Genomic DNA, 20,848 nt, shown 5'->3' on the forward strand with positions numbered 1-20,848 from the left:
AGCAAAGACGATTCCGTCTCGGGGCAGTGCAAGGAGCAAGCTGAGTGCTGGGTCGCGTGGGCCGCATCGGGGTGCTGTGTGCGCTGGCGATGTTGATGGCGCCGTCGGCGCACGCCGCGCAGCGCGAACAGCGGATCCCGCGACAGACAACCAAGCCGACCGGAGCGGTGCTCGGGCTGGTGCACGGGCCTGATGCCAAGGGCGTGCCGGGCGCGGCAGTCACTGTCCGCAACGTGCAAACCAGCCAGACACTGACCTTGCAGACGTCAGGGGACGGCGTGTTCCGCGCCGCGGAGCTTAAGCCGGGACGGTACATCGTGGAAGCGGCGCGAGAGGGCTTCCAGGCGTATCGAAGTGTCGAGTTCGAGGTGAAAGCGGGCGACGTGCTGCCGCTGTCCATTGCGCTGACACCCGGGGAAACCGGCGTCGCCGTGGTCTGGCGGGGTGTGGGTCCGCCGCCCAGCCTGCCGGAATCGGAATCCGGACCGTACCGTGAACTGCCGCGCGCGGAGTCGGCGCCGCCGGAGCAGTCGCCGGAGCGGCTTCCTCTCGCGGGCAGCGTGTTCGTGGCGAAGTCGGACCGCTGGGACATCGAGGTGCCGCCCAACCGGCGCTACAAGAAGAAGGGCGAGTTGCAGCAGCAGAATAAAGGCACGTGGAACCCCTTCGAGCGCAACAAGCTGAAGGGCGATTACCCGATCATCGGGCAGAAGACGTTCCTCAACATCAGCGTGATCTCCGAAAGCCTGCCGGAAGGAAGGCGGCTGCCGGTAGCCAGCGGAGTCAGCGCGGCCAATCCCGGCAGCATCGAGTTCTTCGGACACGGCGGGCAGTTCTTCTTTGCGCAGAACTTCCGCTTCTCCGCCGACCTGTTCCACGGCGACACGGCGTACAAGCCGGTGGACTGGCGCATCCGGGTGACGCCGGTGGCGAACATCAATTACCTGCAAGCGCAGGAGAACGGGATTGTGAATATCGACGTGCGCGCGGGAACAAGCCGGCTGGACGGTACAGTGGCCTTGCAGGAGGCGTTCGTCGAGAAGAAGATCCGCGACCTCAGCCCGAATTACGACTTCGTCTCGGTGCGGGCCGGCATCCAGCAGTTCACCAGCGACTTCCGCGGCTTCCTGTTCGTCGAAGAACAGCCCGGAGTACGCGTCTTCGGCAACCTGAAGTCGAACCGCATCGAATACAACCTCGCATATTTCTATTTCCTCGAGAAGAACACCAACAGCCAGCTCAACACCTTCAATGCGCGGCACCAGGAGGTGCTGCTGGCGAACGTGTATATCCAGGACTTCATCTGGAAGGGTTACACCACCCAGTTCAGCTTTCACCTCAACAAGGACGACGCGGGCAAGAAGTACGACGACAACGACTTTCTGGTGCGGCCGGCGCCGATCGGACTGGTCGCGTCGCGCCGAGTGAATGCCAAGTACGTCGGCTGGACGGGGAACGGGCACATCCATCGCATCAACATCAGCCACGCGTTCTACCAGGCCTTCGGGCACGAGAGCCTGAACTTGATCGCCGGGCGGCCGGTGGACATCAACGCGCAGATGGCCGCAGTGGAGGTCTCCTACGACAAGGACTGGGCGCGGTTCAAAGTTTCGGGTTTCTACGCCTCGGGCGACGGCAACCCGCGCGACGGCACCGCGCGCGGCTTCGACACCATCGTGGACCAGCCGGCGTTCGCGGGCGGGATCTTTAGCATCTGGAACCGGGAAGCTATCCGGCTGACGAGCACGGGCGTCGCGCTGGTGGGACCGGACAGCTTTCTGCCCAGCCTGCGTCCGAACAAGTTCCAGGGCAAGGCCAACTTCGTGAATCCCGGCATCCTGCTATTCAACGCGGGCAGCGACCTGGAACTGACGCCGAAGTTGCGCGCGATCCTGAACGCGAACTTCATGCGCTTCGCGCATACCGAGCCGCTGGAGCTGTTGCTGTTCCAAAGCCCGATCCGGCACGGGATCGGGGCGGATTACAGCGTGGGGCTCCAGTACCGGCCCAAGCTATCGGAAAACATCGTGCTGACGGGAGGGGCGTCGGTGCTGACGCCGTTCCAGGGATTCCGAGACATCTACAGCAACCATGATCTGTTCTCGATGTTCACCAATGTGCGCTTCCGTTTCTAAACGAATCACGCTGGCGGGGCTGGTGGTCCTGGCGCTGCTGCTGGGATGGACGGCGGCGCGCGCCCGTCCGCAGCACTCCGATGCCGCGCCGCACGAGGTGCTGTTGACGCAGCCGCAGGAGGAAGCGGACCGGAAGAGCGCGGGCTGCGTGACCTGCCACACCGCGACCGATGAGCCGACGATGCACGCAACCAGGACGGTGCGGCTGGGGTGCGTGGATTGTCACGGCGGCGACACGAGCGCGCGGGTCGAGCAAGGAACGGCTAAAGATTCGGCTTCGTACGGGGCAGTGAAAGAAAAGGCGCACGTGCAGCCGCGGCGGCAGCGCGACCGCTCGTTCGAGGCTCCGGTGCGCGCGTACACGGAGTGGCTGAAAGAAGATGCGGCGTACATCCGGTTTGTGAATCCGGGCGATCTTCGGGTGGCGGACCAGACGTGCGGGACCTCCGGATGTCACGTCACGGAAGCGCGCGCGGTACGCACCAGCATGATGTCGCATGGAGCGATGCTTTGGAGCGCCGCGCTCTACAACAACGGCGGCGTGTGGTTCAAGAATCCGCGGTATGGAGAGAGCTACGGCGCGGACGGCAAGCCGCAGGAATTGCGGACGTCTCCGCCACCCACGCCGGAAGAGACGCGCGCCAAGGGCGTGCTGCCGTTGCTGGAGCCGCTCCCGCGCTGGGAAACGTCGCAGCCGGGCAACGTGCTGCGGGTGTTCGAGCGGGGCGGCGGGCCGCGGACGGAGGTCGGGAATCCGAACCTGGAGGAATCGCAGAACCCGGGCCGGCCCGACGTCAAGCTGAGCGACCGCGGTTTCGGCACGCTGCTGCGCACCGATCCGGTCTTCCTCGGGTTGCAGAAGACGCGGCTGCTCGACCCGTTGCTGTCGCTCCCGGGCACGAACGACCAGCCGGGCGACTATCGCGGCAGCGGATGCACCGGATGCCACGTCGTCTACGCTAATGATCGGGCTGCGGCGCATTCGGGGCCGTATGCGGCGTTCGGCAACGACGGTCGCAGTGCGTCGAGGGACCCGACGATCAACAAGAACGAGTCCGGACATCCGATCCGGCATGCGCTGACGCGGGCAGTGCCGTCGAGCCAGTGCATGGTGTGTCACGTCCATCCGGGCACCAACATGGTCGCCAGCTACTTCGGGTACACGTGGTGGGACAACGAAGTGGACGGCGAAAGGATGTACCCGAAGGAGCAGCGAGACCCGTCGGCGAAGGAGAGGTTCGAAGTCACGCAGCGGAATCCGGAAGCGTCGGCGGCGCGCGGGCTGTGGTCCGACGTCAATTTCCTGAAGCAGACAGGCACGCCGGAGTTCAACGCCAGGCTCGACAAGGCGCAGTTCGGCGACTTCCACAGCCACGGGTGGATCTTCCGGGCGGTATTCAAGCGCGACCGCAAGGGAAACCTGCTCGATGAGGACGGGAAGAAGATCGAAGACGGCGATCCCAAGAAGTTCGAGAAGGCGGTGCAACTCGCCGACATCCACATGCAAAAGGGGATGCACTGCGTCGATTGCCACTTCACGCAGGACAACCACGGCAACGGCAAGCTGTATGGCGAGACGCGGAACGCGATCGAGATCAGCTGCGTGGACTGCCACGGGACGATCCGCGAGCGCGCCAAGCTGGTGACCAGCGGCCCGGCCGCGCCCGCCGCCGGCACACACCTGGAGCGGCTGCGCACACCCAGCGGCGAGCGCCAGTTCTATTGGAGAGATGGAAGGCTGTACCAGCGCTCGATGATCGATCCGGACAAGGAATGGGAAGTGGTGCAGGTGCTGGACACGATCACGCCGGGGAATGCGCACTACAGCGAGCAGTCACGGCTGGCCAAGACGATCAACAAAGACGGGCGCACGTGGGGCACAGTGCCGGCGCACGGGACCGACCTGGCGCATCCGGACGAGCGGATGACGTGCTTCGGATGCCACACATCGTGGACGACGAGCTGCTTCGGGTGTCACCTCTCCATGACGGCGAACCAGCGGCGTCCGATGCTGCACAACGAAGGTCTGATGACGCGCAACTGGACCAGCTACAACTTCCAGGTGCTGCGCGACGACGTGTACATGCTGGGGATCGACGGCACGCCGACCGGCAACAAGGTGGCGCCGGTGCGGTCGGCGTGCGCGGTGCTGGTGAGCTCGCAGAACCAGAACCGCGATTGGATCTACTACATGCAGCAGACGGTGTCGGCGGAAGGGTTCAGTGGGCAGGCATTCAGCCCCTACATGCCGCACACGGTGCGCGCCAAAGAGACGAAGCGCTGCAGCGATTGTCACGTCTCATCGGCGGGCGACAATAACGCGTGGATGTCGCAGGTGCTGCTGCTGGGGACCAACTTCCTGAACCAGATGGGCCGCTGGGTGTACGTCGCGACCGGAGAGCACGGCTACGAAGCGGTGGCGGTGGCGGAGCACGATGATCCGCCCGCGGTCTACGGCAGCGAGTTCCAGAAGGTCGCGTATCCGCAGGACTATCGGAGGTTCGTCGCGGGTGGACGCGAGCTGACGGAAGCGCACGAGCACAAGGGCCACGTGGAGAGCGTGCAGCTTCGCGGCGAGTATCTCTACGCGGCGATGGGCAAGGGCGGGTTCCGGGCGTTCGACGTCGCGAACATCGACAACAAGGATTTCTCGGAGCGGATGGTGACGGCGCCGGTGTCGCCGCTGGGGCAACGGCTGTACGTGAAGACCGAGGATGCGGCCGACGTGGCGTCGCCGTCCACGCTTGCGGTGGACCCGCTGCGCGCGCGGCACGCGGAGAATGAAGAGCAGCCGATCCACCTGATGTACGGGTTCCTGTACGTCGCCGACCGCAAGGAAGGGCTAGTGGTGGTCGGGGACCCGGACCTGAAGCATCCGACGCCCGGGGTGGGCACGCTGCTGGACGGAAACCCGGCGAACAACTTCCTGACGCGCGCACTGGCCTTCAACCCGGAGCACGCGCTGGATGGAGCGCGGCGGATCGTGATCGCGGGGACATTCGCGTACGTGCTGTGCGATCGGGGGCTGGTGGTGGTCGATCTGGACAAGCCGCTGGAGCCGCGTGTGACGGCGGCGGTCGGCGCGCCGTCGCTGGACGATCCGCGCGGCATTTCCATCCAGTTCCGCTACGCGTTTGTCGTGGACCGGCAGGGCCTGAAGGTGCTGGACGTGACCGACCTCGCGTCACCGAAACCGGTGGAGCGCGCGCTGGTCCCGCTGACCGACGCTCAAAATGTGTATGCAGCGAGGACGTACGCGTACGTGGCGGGGGGCGCGCAAGGGCTGGCGATCGTGGACGTGGAGCGGCCGGAGCATCCCGCGCTGGAGCAGATGTTCACCGCCGAGGGACAGCTCAACGACACGCGCGACGTGAGGATTGGGATGGTCAGCTCGTCGCAGTTCGCATTCGTCGCCGACGGGAAGAACGGGCTGCGCGTGGTGCAGTTGTTCTCACCGGAGACGCCGGGGTTCTACGGGTTCAGCCCGCGCCCGACGCCGAAGCTGATTGCGACGCGGCGCACGCGCGGGGCGGCGCTGGCCGTGTCAAAGGGCATCGACCGCGATCGTGCGGTGGACGAGAGCGGAAACCAGGTGGCGGTGTTCGGGCGGCGCGGGTCGCGTCCGTTCAACCGCGAAGAGATGCGCCGCATGTACCTGCGCGACGGCAGGCTCTACACGGTCAGCGACGATCCGCCGCAGCCCGCGAAGTAACGATCACATTCCCTTCAACAATCTTGGGATCGTGTAGCGGCCGTTGACGGGAACCTGCTTGGTCCAGTCGTGGTACTGATGGCACTCGAAGCAGCGCGCCTGCGCGGAATCGGTGGGCGCGGTCTGCTGCGAGGCATGACACTGGCGGCAGGTGGCGATGCCGGGGAGCAGGACGTCGGCGGTTTCCTTGCTCTTCGGCGCCTGCGCATGGCAGGCGGTGCAGTCGAGCATGCGGTGCGGGTCGTGGCTGAAGACGGAATGCGGCAGCCAGCGCACCGCGATCTGGGCCTTGGGGATCTCGGGGAGCGGCGTGGCGCCGAATTTCACCGCGTGGCACTCCTTGCAGGTTTTCTTCCAGAGGAGCTGCTCGGCCTCGGCGACGCGCATCGAGACCCAGTCGGCGGCATCGCGCGCGGGGCGGGTCTCAATCTTCACTTCCGGGATCCGCTGAACAGGGACTTCCACTTGGCGGATCGCCTCCGGATGCGCGGTAATGTAGTCGGAGAGCTTCTTCACGACAAACTCGTGGACGACCCTCGGCTCTTTGTGGGGCACGGGCTCGGCGAAGCGGCGGTCGAAGTTCAGCAGATGACAGGCGGCGCAGTGCTTCTCGTAGTTGACTGGTGACATATAGGCGCGCGTGGGCTGCGGAGCGAGCGGGTCGGGCGCCGCGGCAGCGACCGGCTGGTTCTGCGGTGCCGAGTATGGCCAGGCGCGGGCGTCGGCTGGCGACCGGTGGCAGTCGGCGCAGACCATCTGTACCGGGCCGCGCGGTCCTTTGAGTCCCGCCTTCAGGTGCACTTCGTGGTCGAGTTTGACGGTGCCGGGATCCTTGCCGCTTCTGACCGGGGCGAACTCGGGATGCGCGGTGTTGAAGTTGCCGATCGCGGTCTCGTAGCGCGCGTGGCCGTCGCGGGTGCGGAGGTCGGCGTGGCACTGGGTGCACATGCGGTCGGCGACGCCGGCGAGCTGCACGGAGCCCTGGTGCTCGACATGGCAGGAGGAGCAGGCCGGCGTGAACATCTGCCGGGACTGGTGCACGGGCCCGTCGTGGCAGGATTTGCAGGAGTCGTCGTCGACGTGTTTGAGGAAGAAGCCGGCGGTGGAGGTGTGGCAGACCTCGCAGCGTTTTCCCACGAAGGCGTGCGCAGGCGACATTGGGCCGGCGCTATAAGGCCTCTGGTGGCCGGTGATGGTGGTGGCGACGACCCAGACGACCGCGATCAGCGGCAGCGCGAGGGAAAGGATGAACTTCCACCGGCGGAACGGGTGTAGGCGCTTGAAGTAGTCGAGGTCGATGCGCTGAGCGAGGGTTTTGGCGGTGCGGCGGCGCGGCACGTCAGTACCTCAGCGCCTGGACGGCGTGGACGACGGTAAGCGCCAGCAGCGCGTAGGAGAGCGGGACGTGGACCAGGAGCCACCCGTGAAGAAGGTGATGAAGCTTTTCCTGGCGGTTCAACTCGCGGGCTTCCTCCCAGATCTCTTCCAGGGCAGCGACCGTTTCGTGCAGCGCGGGGGGACATAAGGTGCGGAGTGACAGAAAGGTGCCGCGGGCCGCCACGCGGTCGGACAGCATGTCGGGAGCCTGCGTACCCGCAAGCAGGCGATGGATCTCGAGGTCGTAGAAGGCGCGCAGGGTCGGGATGGCGGAATCCGCCTCGGGAGGTGCCAGGGCAGCCGGTGCAGCAGTAGCGCCGGCTTTCGCGGCAACCGCGGCAGGAGCAGTCGCCGCAACAGTCTTTTCGGCTGCGGCGAGGAGTTGCTCACACTCTTCGCGGAGCTGTTCGCGGACATGGTCGATCTGCTCGTAGATGGTTTCCAAGGGAAGCTGGCGGGTCATCACCTTGGGAACAAAGTGCTGGATCACGGCGCCAGCCCAGCCGCTGACGCTCACGAGGATCAGAAGGGCCATGAGGATGCGGGTCAAGGTGGCATGTCCCATGCTGAACCCGCCATGGAGGAAGACCAGGGGCAGGGCGAGGGACCCGAGCCAGAGGTGGGCGCGCATCCAGAACTGCATGCGCCCGATCCTCCAACCGGGCACCTTGCGGCGCGCGCCGAGCAGACCGGCGATCACCATGAGGAGGGACGCGGAGATCCCGTATGTAAGGCCGGCCGCGCTGCCGCCCGAGACGCCCTCCGGCCTCGACATCGAGTAAGGCACGAAGAGCACTCCGCAGAGGACGATCGTCCCGATGGTCGCGATAGCCCACGGCTTGTGCGTGCAATCGATGACCACGGCTAGAACCTCGTCGCATCCGCCCGGTTTTTGTGCTCCATCCTGCGGAAAAACTGGCGTGGCTCGATGCGGTAGGCAGCATCGTGCGGGCAGGCGTAGACGCAGCTGGGCTGGTTGAGGTCGGCACAGAGATCGCAGGTGATCGCCTTTTTTTTCATGGCCGCCTTGGCGATGCGCTCCGCGTCTTCGGGACGGGCGATGGCATGGCCGACCGCCTCGGCAGCTGAAGCCGCATCGCCGACAATCTTCACCGGATGCATGTTGATGTTGCCGTACGGGCAGTTCTTGGCGCACAGCCCGCAGCCGACGCACCAGTCCTCGATGATGATTTCGAGTGAGTTGCGCCGGCGGATGGAGCCGACGGGGCAGCCGACCATACACAAGGGATCGCGACACTGACGGCAAGAGGTCGCGACCAGGTAGTTGTCGAACCGCAGGCCCTCGCGGACCAGGCGGGTGATGCCATCGTGGGTGTCGGCGCACGCCCGCACGCAGAGGTCGCAGCGAGTGCACTTGTTGAGGTCGAGCACCAGCAGGTTCTGCGCCTCCATCAGGCCCTGGGAGAGGAAGTCGCCGATGGGGACGCTCTGGACAGTCCTGAGCTGCTCCTGGTTCTCCGCCTGGCGGGTACCCGCCACCTCCGCCAGCGCCTTGCGGACATCCGGAAGACGGTCGATCATTTCGCGGAACTCCGCTTCGTTGATGCGGACCACCTCCACGTGGTCCAGAGCGGTGCAGGTGGCGGTGCGCACGCCTCCGCCGAGCAGCCCGACCTCGCCGAAGTAGTTGCCACGTGAGAGATAGGTCAGCACGAACTCGCCGCCGGGATAGTTCTGAGAGACACGCACGAAGCCAAGGCGGATGAGAAAGAAGGAGTCGGCGGGCTCGCCCTGCTTGCAGATCACCTGTCCCGGAGCGTAGCGGACCAGTTCGACCTTCTGGCGCAGCTCCGAGATGAATTCGCGAGCGGCCAGGAGCTGTTGCAGGTTGCGACTCTGAGCGAGATTGGCGAACATGGGGACGCTGCGCAGGTGGTCGTCGAGAGCGCGCTGCCGGTAGTTCTGGTCGAGCTGGGCCTTGAACTTCGGGTTCTTCTGCAGAATGTCGAGGACGTTGCGCAACATCTCCAACATCACGCAGTCGGTGGCGGCGCGCACGGTCGCCGACCGCGGGTAGAAATTCATGCAGGTCATCTCGCCGAACAAGTCACCGGGGCCGAGCGAGGCGGTCGGGCTGTCGTAGGAGAGATCGACGGGAGCGTCGATGGGGATGAAGCGGCGCTGGCTCTCCTCGTCTCGCTGGTGAGCGGTGCGGGCGACCAGCTTGCTCTTGAGGCGGCTGAAAAACCCCGGAGCGCTGGCGTCGACCTTCACGTGGGCGATGGGGCTGGAAATGAAAACTTCAGCTCGGCCGTCGAGGATGTAGAAGGCCGTCGAGCCGAACTCGCCTTCGCGGCAGACCTCCTCGCCGGCGCGGAAGGTGCGGCGGACGACGGCGCCCCGATTCTTCTCCAGCAGGCCCTTCGACACGCCTTCGAAGATCGAGATCTTCAGCAGCTCATCGGGCTCGAGCGGCTCGCCGTGCCCCAGGGTGGTGCCCCAGCCGGCGGGAGCTTGCTTCGTGGCCTCTGGCGGTGAGAGGTGATCGCTCGTGCTCATATTCGGGCCCTATGCCGATCAGAAGCTGGGGGCTGGCTGATGGGAAATCACGCGCGACAGGATCCACCGCGCGCAAGAACAGTAGAGGGAAGATATAAGAAGAGCAAACCCATGTCCAGAGCGGGATTTTGGGGGACGTCCAACCGTACGATTGACGAATCGCCAGAGCGCGGATATAAGGCTGAAGTCCGTTATCCCGGGGCACCAGGCTGAGCACGTGAGATCCGACAGGGCCAGAACGACGACCGAGATGTGCTCGCCTATCGTCCTGTTCTCCGCCATCCTCTTTCTCTGCGTTTCCTCCTACGCGGCTCCCCAAGGCCCTGCGGCGTCCCAGTACACCGGCCCGGGATCGTGCGCGTCGTCGAGTTGCCACGGCGCCATCCAGCCAAAGACCGAGACCGACGTCCAGCAGAACGAGTACAGCACCTGGGTGGTCCAGGACAAGCACTCCAAGGCATACGCGGTGCTGTCGAACGCGCAGTCGAAGCGGATCGCGCGCAACCTGAAGCTGAGCGAGCCGGCGGAGAGGTCGGCGAAGTGCCTGGCGTGTCACGCGCTCGATGTGCCTGCCAGCCGCAGGGCGCGGACCTTCGAGCTGGACGACGGGGTCAGTTGCGAAAGCTGTCACGGGCCGGCGTCGGCATGGCTGGGACCGCACACCAGCAAGAACTGGACGCACGAGCAGTCGGTCCGGCTGGGCATGTACGACACCAAGGAACTGGTGAAACGCTCGGAACTCTGCCTGTCGTGCCACCTGGGGACGGCGGAGAAGGCGGTGGACCACGAGATGATTGCCGCCGGCCATCCCGACCTGGCTTTCGAACTCGACTCCTACACTGCCGTGATGCCGCGCCACTGGAAGCCCGAGAAAGATCCTTGGGCAAGTGTGCGCGGCTGGAGTGTCGGCCAGGCGGTGCAACTGCGCGAAGGACTGCGCCAACTGGACCGCAGGGCTCGTTCCGGCAACTGGCCGGAGTACGCCGAACTGGATTGCTTCGCGTGCCATCACGCTTTGACCAAGCCGGCAGATAGCTGGCGGCAGCAGACCGGCTATCCCAGCCGCAAACCGGGCACGCCTCCCTGGAACAACTCGCGGATCGCGGTGCTGCGGCACATCGTGCGCGATGCCGATCCGCAACTGGCACAGCAGCTCGACGGAGAGATGGCGAAGGTCGCCGCGTCGATGGAACGGCTCTCGCCGGCCCGCGAGGCAGCGGGGCAAACCGCATCCTCCGCCGGAGGGATCGCAAACCGGGCGGTGGAGCTCCTCGCGTCCAGGAAACATGGTCAGGCGTCCGCCTTGCGGCTCCTGGGCGAGATCTCGGCCGACGCCGACGCCATCAGCAATGGCGGCGAACGCAGCGCCGAACAGGCGGTAATGGCAGCCGACGCCTTGTACCTCGCGTGCTCGAGGAACGGGAAGCTCGCGAACGACGCCGAGCTGAAAGCCGCCATCGATGCCATGTTCCAACAGTTGGAGAATCCTTCCAGCTACAATCCGCAGCGTTTCCGCGAGCAACTCGGCAAGATCAAGTCCCACCTGCCCTGACGATTGCCAGATCAGCGTTGCCAAATCCCCTTGTTGCCACTGATCGTTATTGGTGAGAAGGGCTAACCTCCATCTCCACTACGATGATGTCGCCTACTGCGTTGAATGGCACGACCGCATCTGGCCGACTGAGGAGCCTCCGGAAGCGGCACCGGTTAAGAACTGACAGGGCTTGCGGATGAGACAAGCTATTCGGACGAGAATGTGGCTGTAATCAGGCCACTGACGCCTTAGAAACTGCCCTTTGCGCTGTTCCTTTGCCCTGACCCCTACCTCGGTCTTAGTCTCGGCCCAGGAGCGCCCCTGAGCGCGTAGAGAGCCAATCCTGGTGCTGTCCACGACAACGCGCGGCCTGCCCAGCCGCTTCCCTTTTGCACGAGCATTCCGCAGACCGGCTTTTACCCGTTCTTGGATCAGTGCGCGTTCAAATTCAGCGATTCCCCCGATGATTTGAAACATCAGTCGGCCAGATGGAGTACTGAGGTCCAGATTGTCACGCAGGCTGACGAATGCCACCCCCAAAGCGCCCAGTTCGGCTAGTGCGTTGACCAGATGCTTTAGCGATCTGCCGAAGCGATCTACCTTCCAGACAAGGACGGCGTCAAATCGGCGCTGACAGGCGTCTGCCATCAGTCGCGTCAGGGCCGGCCGCGTCTCCTTTGAGCCCGAGACGCCTTGATCGACGTACTCCTCGACGATCGTCCATCCGCGCCGGCACGCGTACTCGCGCAGGTCTCGTAGCTGCATCTCGGGATCTTGTCCGTTTAGTGTTGAGACGCGCGCGTACGCCCCGACGCGGGTGATGGTGGGGGGCAGTTCTTGAGGGATCTTCCATGCGGTGGTACGGTGATTCTTAGCCATTGTTGCCTCCTTCTAGGCGACTTTGGTTAGCGCCGTGTCGGTGTTCGAGCACCGATGCGGCGCGCTGATTACTCCCGCCTCTTGCCTGCAGCAGCTTTGGGCGCTTTTGCTCGGTCCCAGTAGGGACTCTTGCATCGGGCACAACGAAGTGGCTTGTCATTGTTTCTCGACTGCCACTCATGCCCGCATTGTCCGCAAATCCAGACGATCACGCGTTCGAGACGTTTCGGCATTACGGGGTAAGTGTACACCATTGGTGTACACTGTCAAGTTCAATTCTGGTAGGCGGCCTTGCCACCTTTGCCAGCCCTTCGCGGCCCAAAACGCGCCGCTCGCCGCGGCCTGAAAGTAATCACCACCCCAAATCGGGGCGGCCTGCGGCCGACCACCGGATTGGGCGAGAAAAACTGGTGTCGGGCAGTCGGTCTCGATAGTGCTCGCTGACATCACAACCACAATATGTGGGGGAGCAGTTCGTAGCTGGTGAGAAGGTCTGTTATCGACAGTGATTCTACTGCGCAGAGGTTTCCGATGCGGATCGGGGTAACCCTGCGACCTTCACAAAACTTCGAATCGAGCGCCTCATCCTCGCTTCTGCAAGACTCTCAAGATCCCCGTCAGGAGCATGCCCGGCGTTGGAGGGCAGCCCGGTATGTAGCCGTCAACCGGTATGATCGAGTCCACCGCGCCGGCCACGGCGTAGCTGCCCGAGAAAACGCCACCGCTGCAGCCGCACGCGCCCACGGCGACGACGAGTTTGGGTGAGGGAGTCGCCGCGTAAGTCTGTTTCACCGCCTCTGCCATGTTGCGCGTCACCGGACCGGTCACCAGGAGCATGTCTGCGTGCTTGGGCGAAGCCACGAAATGGATCCCGAAGCGTTCCAGGTCGTAGTAAGGGCTGTTCAGTGCGACGATCTCCTGTTCGCAGCCGTTACAGGAGCCCGCGTCTACTTCGCGGATGTTCAGCGCGCGCCCGAGCATCGCCCGAATGGTTTCCGCTGCCTTGGTCAATGCGGGTTCCTCGTTCGGGAACTCGGCTGCTGCATCCACATCCCAACGGCGCACCAGCCCGGCCTTGCCCACTCCGCAGCGGGACAGCTTTTCGGCGGCGAAGAACGCTCCGTCTCCGACCTCGATGCACCGGCCGCAGCCGATGCACTGGCCGTAATCCAACGTGAGGTGCTGCTTCGAGCCCGAGGTCTCCAGCGCGAGCGCCGAAGTCGGACAGGCGGCTACGACCCGCTCGGCGATGGCGCGGTTCAGCCGCGGCGCCTGTACCGCCGGCATGCGGCTGCCTGTTGCATTGCGCGCCAGCGCATCCACCGGAATGAGGACGTTCTCGCTTTGCAGGCTGCGTTTGGCGATGTCGAAGATCATCGGTCGCACCCGGAATAGGACAGGTTGAAGCTCTTATTGATCAGCGGAAAATCCGCGATGATGTTGCCCGGCATGGCCAGGGGCAGAGCCGGCCAGTTCTGGAACGACGGCGACTTGATGTGGCAGCGCGCGACGACCCCATCTCTCACCCGCACCCAGTAGAGCAGCTCGCCTCGCGGTGATTCGACCGCGGAAAATCCTTCTGCGCTTTGCTCCGGGGGGACAGAAGTGCTAATGGCGCCCGCCGGCAGCCCACTCAGAGTCTCGTCGATCAACCGCGCCGAGACCGCGGTCTCGTCGATCCGCATGCGAGCCCGCGCCAGCACGTCGCCGTAACGGTAGTGCGGGACGTTTGTACTGATGGTGCGATAAAGGCCGTAGGGATGGTCTACCCGCACATCCATGCGAACTCCGCTGGCGCGCGCGGCCGGGCCCACCACCGCAAGGGCGCGGGATGCTTCGCGCGTCAGGACTCCCGTGGTCTCAAAGCGGTCCTGGACCGACGGCGTGTCCAGCACCATGCGCGCCAAGGCCGCGAAGTCCCGCGCGGCTTCGGCAACGGTGGCGGACAGTTGGCGCGCCTCGCGTTCCAGCAAATCGCGTTTCACTCCGCCGGATATGGCAATGCCGCGCCAGAAGCGGGTTCCGACCGAGCGCACCGACGCCTGCAGCAACGATTCCTTGATGCGGGCGGTGTAGGCGGCAGGCACGGTGAACCCGACGTCACCGCACAGTGCACCCAGGTCCGCGATGTGGGCCACCATTCGCTCCAGCTCGAGGCCGACGAGGCGGATCGCCCGGCCGCGCGGCGGAACCGCCACCCCGAACGCGTTCTCCACCGCCTGGCAATATGCAACTGCGTGCGCGAAGCAGTGATCTCCGGAGACCGACTCCGCCAACAGCGGGCCGCTGAGGATGGGCGCGCCTTTGAACAGCTTCTCGGTTCCTTTGTGGGTGTAGAAATGGCGCAGTTCGAGGTGGAGCACGGTGTCGCCAACCACGCTGAACCGAAAATGTCCCGGCTCGATGATGCCGGCGTGCACCGGGCCGACCGGGACTTCGCACACACCCTCGCCCTGCACCCTCAGGAAACGATAGTCGCGATGCGCCGTCGGAACCTTGACGACCTCGTCCGTCATCGGATGTACCCCGTCAGGCCAGTTCTCATGCAACAGCAGCGGGCGCAGGTCCGGGTGGCCGTGGATCTCGACGCCGAACTGGTCGGCTAGCTCGCGCTCATACCAGGCCGCAGCCGGGGTGACCGCCGTGGCGGAGCGGATCGAGCCCTCCACCGCACAGTCGAGTACGCGGTACTCGCGACTATCCACGTCCACGACGTAGTGCACGCGGCGCTGCCCATCCTCGTCCAGACTGCCGAAAATCGAGACCAGGCGCACCCCGTCGGAACGCAACAAATCCAGCACGTCCTCGACCTTGGTCTCGTGGGCGCGTTGTTTCTCGGGAGTCATCGCAACACCGCCATGGCTCCGTTCAGCACGACGTTGAAAGCTGCTGGGATGCGGACGCCGAGCACCACCAGGCACATCGCGCAGATCGACATGGCCGCAAAATCAGAAGCCACGAAGCTCACCTTCGTCGGTGGCTGCTCTTTCTCGCCGCCTAGCATGTGCTGGAAGTGATAGAGCAGCGCGCCGAAAACCACAGACAGCACGGCAAGCAGCAGGACCGCAATGAAATAGTGCGCCGTGGCGAACGCCTGCGTCAGGATCATGAATTCGCTGACAAATAATCCGAAGGGCGGCAGTCCGACGATGGCCAGGCCGCCGACGATCATGGCGCCGCTGGTCCAAGGCAGCGAGTTGGCCATGCCACGGATGCGCTCGATGTGCAGGGTCCCGTAGTTCTCGCGTACATTGCCAGCACCGAAGAACAGCAGTGACTTAGCGATCGAATGGTTGAAGGCATGGAGTAGTGCAGCGAAGATGCCGACGGCCCCGCCGATGCCCACGCCGATGGCGACGATGCCCATGTGCTCGATGCTGCTGTAGGCCAGCAGGCGCTTGAGGTCGCGCTGCACGATCATCAGGAATGCGGCGACGGTGATCGACATCCCGCCGAACACCAGCAGCAGCGTGTGGCTGAAGCCGCTCCCGATGGCGCGCGATACGATCGCATCGAACCGCAACACCGCGTACATGGCGCAGTTCAGGAGCACCGCAGAAAGCAGCGCGCTGATGGGCGACGGCGCTTCCGCGTGCGCGTCCGGCAGCCAGCTATGCATGGGCACGAAGCCGACCTTGGTCCCGTAGCCCACCGCGACGAACACGAACGCCAGTTTCATTAGATCCGGCACGGCGCGGAGCTTCGGAGCGGCCGCCATCAGCGCCGCCCAATCGAGCGCCGTCTCCGGGCTCACGCCTCCGCGCACTGCCGCCAGGTACAGGGCGATAGTGCCGAACAAGGCAAACGCGATGCCCACGGTGCATACGATCAGGTATTTCCAACCGGCTTCGACCGCGCCCTCGGTGTTGTAGAAGCCGACCAGCAGGGCCGAGGCCAGCGTGGTCCCTTCCACGAAGATCCACAGCATCCCAAGATTCGCCGAGAGGTAGACCGCGACCATCGTGAACAGGAACACGAGCACCAGTGCATAAAACCAGCGCGGCGAGGAGAACCGGCCTTCCGGGATGTGGCGCATGTATCCGACCGAATACGCCAGCACCAACGCGAAGATCAGGCCGATGTTGATCAGGAAGAACGAGGTGAGACCGTCGGCGCGCAGGTAACGGCCGGTCTGCAGCGACCCGCTCACGTGGATCTTCCACACGGCGTTGCCGATGGCCGCCAGTTCGAGCGCGCCGGTCGCCAGCGCGACCGCTACGGCAGGACGCCGCTGCTTGCAGGCCATGACGACAGCGGCGCCGAGCAGCGGGATCAGAAGTAGAAGGGTTAATGTCATCGTCTTATCCCCTCAGCTTCCGCAGTTTGGAGACGTCGAGGTGCTCAAAAGTGTCGCGGATACGGAATACGAACAGCCCCATCAAGAACACTCCCATCAGCAGGTCGAAGAAGATCCCGATCTCGATCACCAGCGGCATGCCGAACGTAGTGGTCAGGGCGGCCAGGAAGATGCCGTTCTCCAGCACCAGAAGTCCGACCACCTGCATCAGCGCCTTCTTGCGGCTGACCATGAGCAGCATCCCGGTCAAGACCAGCGCCACGGCGGCGGCGAGCATGTCCTCATCCACGCCCAGCGTATGTACGTACGGTTGTACCGCGAAGAACGAAAGCAGGATCAAACCGGCGGCGATGAACACGGACTGCGCCGGGGTGGTCGAGGACGCCACGTCTCGCGGCGCATTCAGCCGCTCCACGATCCGGAACAGCGCATAGGGAATAGCGAGCACCTTCACCACGAAGACCATACCGGCAATCACGTACGCCTCGGGCGACTTGTGAACGAATGCCAGCGCCAGGATCTGCGACGTCAGCACCGCGCACTGCGCCCCGAAAAGGACGATGCAGGTGGAGATCCGCTTGGCCGACGCCATCAGCAGCACGGTGATGAACAGCAGCACGGCGGAAGACGCCAGCGTTTTCGTCGCCGCAAGTTCAACCAGTCCCATCCATCACCTCATCAGGGCGGTGAACACCACCGCCAGGATCGCCAGCGCCGATGCGACACCAAGGAAGTCCGGCACCATGTACATGCGCAGCTTGGCCACGCTGCTCTCCACCACTGCTACCGCCACCGCCAGCAGCAGCAGCTTCAGCAGGAACGCGAGTAGAGCTATGGCCAGCGTCGATGCGGTCACCGTCATCGCCATTCCTGGCGGCAGGAACAGCGCGATCAACAGCCCCGCGATGACGCTGAGCTTGATGGCGCTCGCCCACTCGATCAGCGCCAGACTCGGCCCGGAATATTCCAGCACCATGGCCTCGTGGATCATGGTGAGCTCCAGGTGGGTGGTGGGATTGTCCACCGGGATGCGGCCGGTCTCCGCGATCGCCACCAGCGCCAGCGCGGCGAAGGCCAGCGCATGCACCGCCGAGAGCTGGAAGAACTCCTGCCGGAGCGTCCACTGCACCATCGACGCGAGGCTCGCCGACCGCGCCTGGATCGCAACGGCCGCCAACCCGAGCAGCAGGGGCGCCTCGGCCAGCGTCGAAACCAGGGCTTCGCGGCTCGCGCCCATCCCGCCGAACGAGCTGCCGCCGTCCATCGCTCCCAGCACCAGGAAGAACCGGCCGAGCGCGAAGAGATAGACCAGCAGGATGAAGTCGCCATTCGTGCCCAGCAGCGCGGAGCCGTACACCACCGGAACGAATGCGGCGCAGACCACCGTGACCGCGAACAAAACGACGGGAGCGACGCGGAACAGCGCTGAAGCCGTGTCGGGGACCAGGTCTTCCTTGCGCAAGAGCTTCAGCAGGTCGGAATACGGCCGAAACACGCTGGCGCCGCGCCGGTTCTGGATGCGGGCTTTCACCACCGCGATGACGCCACGCAACAGTGGCGCGATGAGGATCAGCAGCGCAGCTTGCAGGATGTTCACCAGCATCATGCGAACCTCGTGAACACCAGCAGCGCCACCAGCGCCAGGAAGATGTAGAGCAGGTAGATCTGGATATTGCCGGTCTGTAACCGGCGGAGGCGGTAGGCCGCAGCGACGATCGCGTCCACCCCGGGACGGTAGAGCATGCGTTCGAATGAGGTCGTCCGCACCGAGCGGTACGAGATCGCGGTCGGGAAATATGTGCCCTCGGCGGGCGCGACTTCTACCGTCCGCTCCGGCCGGTACACGCGCGCGAAGACTCTACGCAGCGGCTTGGAGAACGCCGTGGAGGTGTACTGCATGCGGCTGTCAAGACCCGGCATGCCGCAGGCCCACGTGGGCGTGATCCTCGTCGCACGCCGGATCGCGCCGGCCAGCGCGGTGACCGCCATCACGGCGACTGCCACCCACGGGATCACCCGCGCGATCGAAAATGCCTCATCCGGCAGAATGCCGCCGGGGACGAATGACTGCACCGCCGCACCAAGAGGCCGCAAGAATATCGCCGGCGCGATGCCGATCACCACGCAGGCGGCTGAGAGCAACAGCATGGCCGCCGTCATCGGCAACGGAACCTCATGCGCGTGCTCAGCCTCAGAGCTGCGTGGCCTCCCGAGGAACGCCACCCCGAACACTTTCGCGAAGCAAGCGGCTGCCAATCCGCCGATCAGCGCCAGCACGCCCGCCATCAGTGGCAGAACGATGGCGGCGCGCACATTGGCGAGAGTGGATCCGGCGAGAAAACTGCGGAAGGTCAGCCATTCGCTGATGAAGCCGTTGAACAGCGGGAGCCCCACGATCGAGCAACACGCGACCAGGAACGCTACTCCCGTCACCCGCATGCGCTTGAGCAGGCCGCCGAGTTCCTCGATGTCGAGGGTGTGGGTCGCGTGCAAGATCGCCCCGGCGCCCAGAAATAATGCGCTCTTGAACAGCGCGTGGTTCAGCGTATGCAGCAGCGCCGCGACCAGCGCCAGCACGGCCCACCCTGAGGCGCCCTGCGAGATGAATACCAACGATGTGCCCAACCCGAGATAGATGATGCCGATGTTTTCCACGCTGTGATACGCGAGCAGCCGTTTCAGATCGTGCTCGCTGATGGCGTACAGCACGCCGAGCACGCCGGACAGCGCGCCCGCCGCCAACACCACATATCCCCACCAGGCTGGTCCAGCGCCGAGGAAATCAAAACCGAAACGAACGAAGCCGTAAACGGCCGTCTTGAGCATCACGCCCGACATCAGCGCCGACACCGGGCTGGGCGCGATCGGGTGCGCCCGCGGCAGCCAGAGGTGCAGGGGGATAATGCCGGCCTTGGTTCCAAATCCGACGAAGGCCAGAACGAAAATCGCTGTCCGTACCCCCTGCGTCATCAGCCCGGCGGCGGCGCGCATGGACGCGAAGTCCAGACCGGTCGCGCGCGGCAGGAACATGAAGAAGGCGCCGACCACGGCGGCTGCGCCCGCATGCATCATAAGAAGGTAGATGAAGACGCTGTGCCGCCGTTCGCCGGCATCGCCCTCGATCAGGATCAGTCCGGCCGAGAACAGCGTCATCAGCTCCCAGCCGAACAGGAAAGCGAACGCGGTGGAAGCGGTGACCACCAGCACCATCGATCCGAGGAACAACGGCAGCAGCGCCCAAAGCAATGTGCGCTTCCTGCCCTCGTAGTGACGCTCGACGTAGGACATCGAGAACAGCGTGACCGGCACGCTCACCGCGCAGATCATGAGCAGGAAGAATGCGCTGAGCCGGTCCACGGTCAGCGTGAACGGCAGCGGAGCCCCACCCGACAGATTGATTGCGAGCCCTTCACCTCGCCAGAAGCCGGCCGCGGCAACCGAGGCGCCCACACCGAGCGAAAACAGCATTAGGGCCGCGGTTCCAATCCGTGCGCCCTTCCGGCGGCCACCCAGCAGGAACATTGCTGGAAGACAAAGGAGTGAGACCAGGAACGCACTGAATGCTGTCTGGAACATCAGCAGGAAGGGTCCAACCTCACTTCTCACCCGTAGGCGTCAATTGCGCAAGGAGGTCGACGAGATGGTTGTTGAAGATGTTCCGCGTCTCATCCAGAAGACGGAAAATGGCAGGGTCACTCACTGAATAAAAGACGTTCTGCCCCTCTTTGCGGCCGGTGACGATATTGCCCCTCCGCAGCACCGCAAGCTGTTGCGACAGGGTGCTCTGCTCGACCTGGAGACGTCCGCACAGTTCGTTCACTCCCACCTCCCCCGCGCGGAGTGCGTCTAAGATCCTGATTCTTAAGGGATGAGCCAGGGCCTTGAAAAACTCCGCCGTAAATTGGGAGAGCTGAGGCATTGCTATATTCTAATGTCTATATATTACGATGTATAGACAGGGTCCGCAAGTAGGAATCTTGATGGACTGAACTCTTGGTTTTTCATGTCAGCGATCTATACGACTGTTTTCGGCCCGTGGGCATTCCGTCGACTGCTTGGACTCGGTGCATGACTGTTGAGAAATCCCCTTAGCACAAGTGTGCGCTTTCCCTTCGCCTCCGCTGGGCGTAACCGTTGATAAGGGCTGTTATCAACAGTTAGTCATTCCGGGATCGCAGTCGGATGAAATGGGTGCGAAATAGTAATCGTTCAGCGCATGCAGGCGGACCCTGGGCTAACGGTACCCGCCGTTGCCAAGTTCTTAGAGAAGGGCTGGTGGGTGTGCCATAGCACAATGATCCGACGAATAGATGCCTACACCCTCTCACGATGGGCGGACGAGTGGCCTCCGCGAGATGCGCCGAGTACCGCACGCACTTCTGTGACCACCGACA

14 protein-coding genes are annotated in these 20,848 nt (G+C 64.2%); 3 read left to right on the forward strand and 11 right to left on the reverse strand.

What is annotated here, in order from left to right:
- Window positions 1–44 precede the first annotated feature (44 nt).
- Both LAN37_06995 and LAN37_07000 read left to right on the forward strand, forming a co-directional pair.
- On the forward strand, window positions 45–2,135 hold the full coding sequence (locus tag LAN37_06995; protein MBZ5646955.1) for a carboxypeptidase-like regulatory domain-containing protein: 2,091 nt from the start codon (window positions 45–47) through the stop codon (window positions 2,133–2,135).
- Complete coding sequence (locus LAN37_07000; GenBank protein MBZ5646956.1) at window positions 2,116–5,847, forward strand: hypothetical protein; 3,732 nt, start codon at window positions 2,116–2,118, stop codon at window positions 5,845–5,847. The genes LAN37_06995 and LAN37_07000 overlap by 20 nt, the downstream gene beginning before the upstream one ends.
- Window positions 5,848–5,850: 3 nt before the next feature.
- On the opposite strand, the gene LAN37_07005 is transcribed toward LAN37_07000, so the two are convergent.
- From LAN37_07005 to LAN37_07015, 3 genes are read right to left on the reverse strand one after another with little or no spacing between them, the layout of a single operon-like run.
- On the reverse strand, window positions 5,851–7,185 hold the full coding sequence (locus LAN37_07005; protein ID MBZ5646957.1) for a cytochrome c3 family protein: 1,335 nt from the start codon (window positions 7,183–7,185) through the stop codon (window positions 5,851–5,853).
- Between the two features lies 1 nt (window position 7,186).
- Window positions 7,187–8,086 carry a hypothetical protein gene (locus LAN37_07010; protein ID MBZ5646958.1) on the reverse strand — a complete coding sequence of 300 codons (900 nt, stop codon included), beginning with the start codon at window positions 8,084–8,086 and terminating at the stop codon, window positions 7,187–7,189.
- 2 nt (window positions 8,087–8,088) lie between these two features.
- Window positions 8,089–9,744, reverse strand: a complete 1,656-nt coding sequence (locus tag LAN37_07015; GenBank protein MBZ5646959.1) for a cyclic nucleotide-binding domain-containing protein — start codon at window positions 9,742–9,744, stop codon at window positions 8,089–8,091.
- Window positions 9,745–9,961: 217 nt separating this feature from the next.
- On the opposite strand from LAN37_07015, the gene LAN37_07020 reads away from it, so the two are divergent.
- A complete protein-coding gene (locus tag LAN37_07020) occupies window positions 9,962–11,296 on the forward strand; it encodes a cytochrome c family protein (GenBank protein ID MBZ5646960.1) in 1,335 nt (444 codons plus the stop codon).
- Between the two features lie 93 nt (window positions 11,297–11,389).
- Here LAN37_07020 and LAN37_07025 read toward each other — a convergent pair whose 3' ends face one another.
- The 8 genes from LAN37_07025 to LAN37_07060 all read right to left on the reverse strand — a co-directional run bounded on the left by LAN37_07025 (window position 11,390) and on the right by LAN37_07060 (window position 20,373).
- Complete coding sequence (locus tag LAN37_07025) at window positions 11,390–12,157, reverse strand: recombinase family protein (GenBank protein ID MBZ5646961.1); 768 nt, start codon at window positions 12,155–12,157, stop codon at window positions 11,390–11,392.
- 582 nt (window positions 12,158–12,739) lie between these two features.
- Window positions 12,740–13,138 carry an NADH-quinone oxidoreductase subunit B family protein gene (locus tag LAN37_07030; GenBank protein MBZ5646962.1) on the reverse strand — a complete coding sequence of 133 codons (399 nt, stop codon included), beginning with the start codon at window positions 13,136–13,138 and terminating at the stop codon, window positions 12,740–12,742.
- Window positions 13,139–13,530: 392 nt separating this feature from the next.
- Window positions 13,531–15,003 carry an NADH-quinone oxidoreductase subunit C gene (locus tag LAN37_07035; GenBank protein MBZ5646963.1) on the reverse strand — a complete coding sequence of 491 codons (1,473 nt, stop codon included), beginning with the start codon at window positions 15,001–15,003 and terminating at the stop codon, window positions 13,531–13,533.
- Window positions 15,000–16,454, reverse strand: coding sequence for a hydrogenase 4 subunit F (locus LAN37_07040; GenBank protein MBZ5646964.1), 1,455 nt, complete (start codon window positions 16,452–16,454; stop codon window positions 15,000–15,002). The genes LAN37_07035 and LAN37_07040 overlap by 4 nt, the downstream gene beginning before the upstream one ends.
- Window positions 16,455–16,458: 4 nt before the next feature.
- On the reverse strand, window positions 16,459–17,121 hold the full coding sequence (locus LAN37_07045; GenBank protein ID MBZ5646965.1) for a hydrogenase: 663 nt from the start codon (window positions 17,119–17,121) through the stop codon (window positions 16,459–16,461).
- A 3-nt stretch (window positions 17,122–17,124) separates the two neighbouring features.
- Window positions 17,125–18,060 (reverse strand): NADH-quinone oxidoreductase subunit H, encoded by a 936-nt coding sequence (locus tag LAN37_07050; protein MBZ5646966.1) that lies wholly within the window; start codon window positions 18,058–18,060, stop codon window positions 17,125–17,127.
- Window positions 18,057–19,922 (reverse strand): hydrogenase 4 subunit B, encoded by a 1,866-nt coding sequence (locus LAN37_07055; protein MBZ5646967.1) that lies wholly within the window; start codon window positions 19,920–19,922, stop codon window positions 18,057–18,059. Before LAN37_07055 ends, LAN37_07050 begins: the two co-directional genes overlap by 4 nt.
- Window positions 19,923–20,049: 127 nt before the next feature.
- Window positions 20,050–20,373 (reverse strand): metalloregulator ArsR/SmtB family transcription factor, encoded by a 324-nt coding sequence (locus LAN37_07060; GenBank protein MBZ5646968.1) that lies wholly within the window; start codon window positions 20,371–20,373, stop codon window positions 20,050–20,052.
- Window positions 20,374–20,848 lie beyond the last annotated feature (475 nt).

This window comes from Terriglobia bacterium, from assembly GCA_020073495.1.
Taxonomy (GTDB): domain Bacteria; phylum Acidobacteriota; class Terriglobia; order Terriglobales; family Acidobacteriaceae; genus JAIQFD01.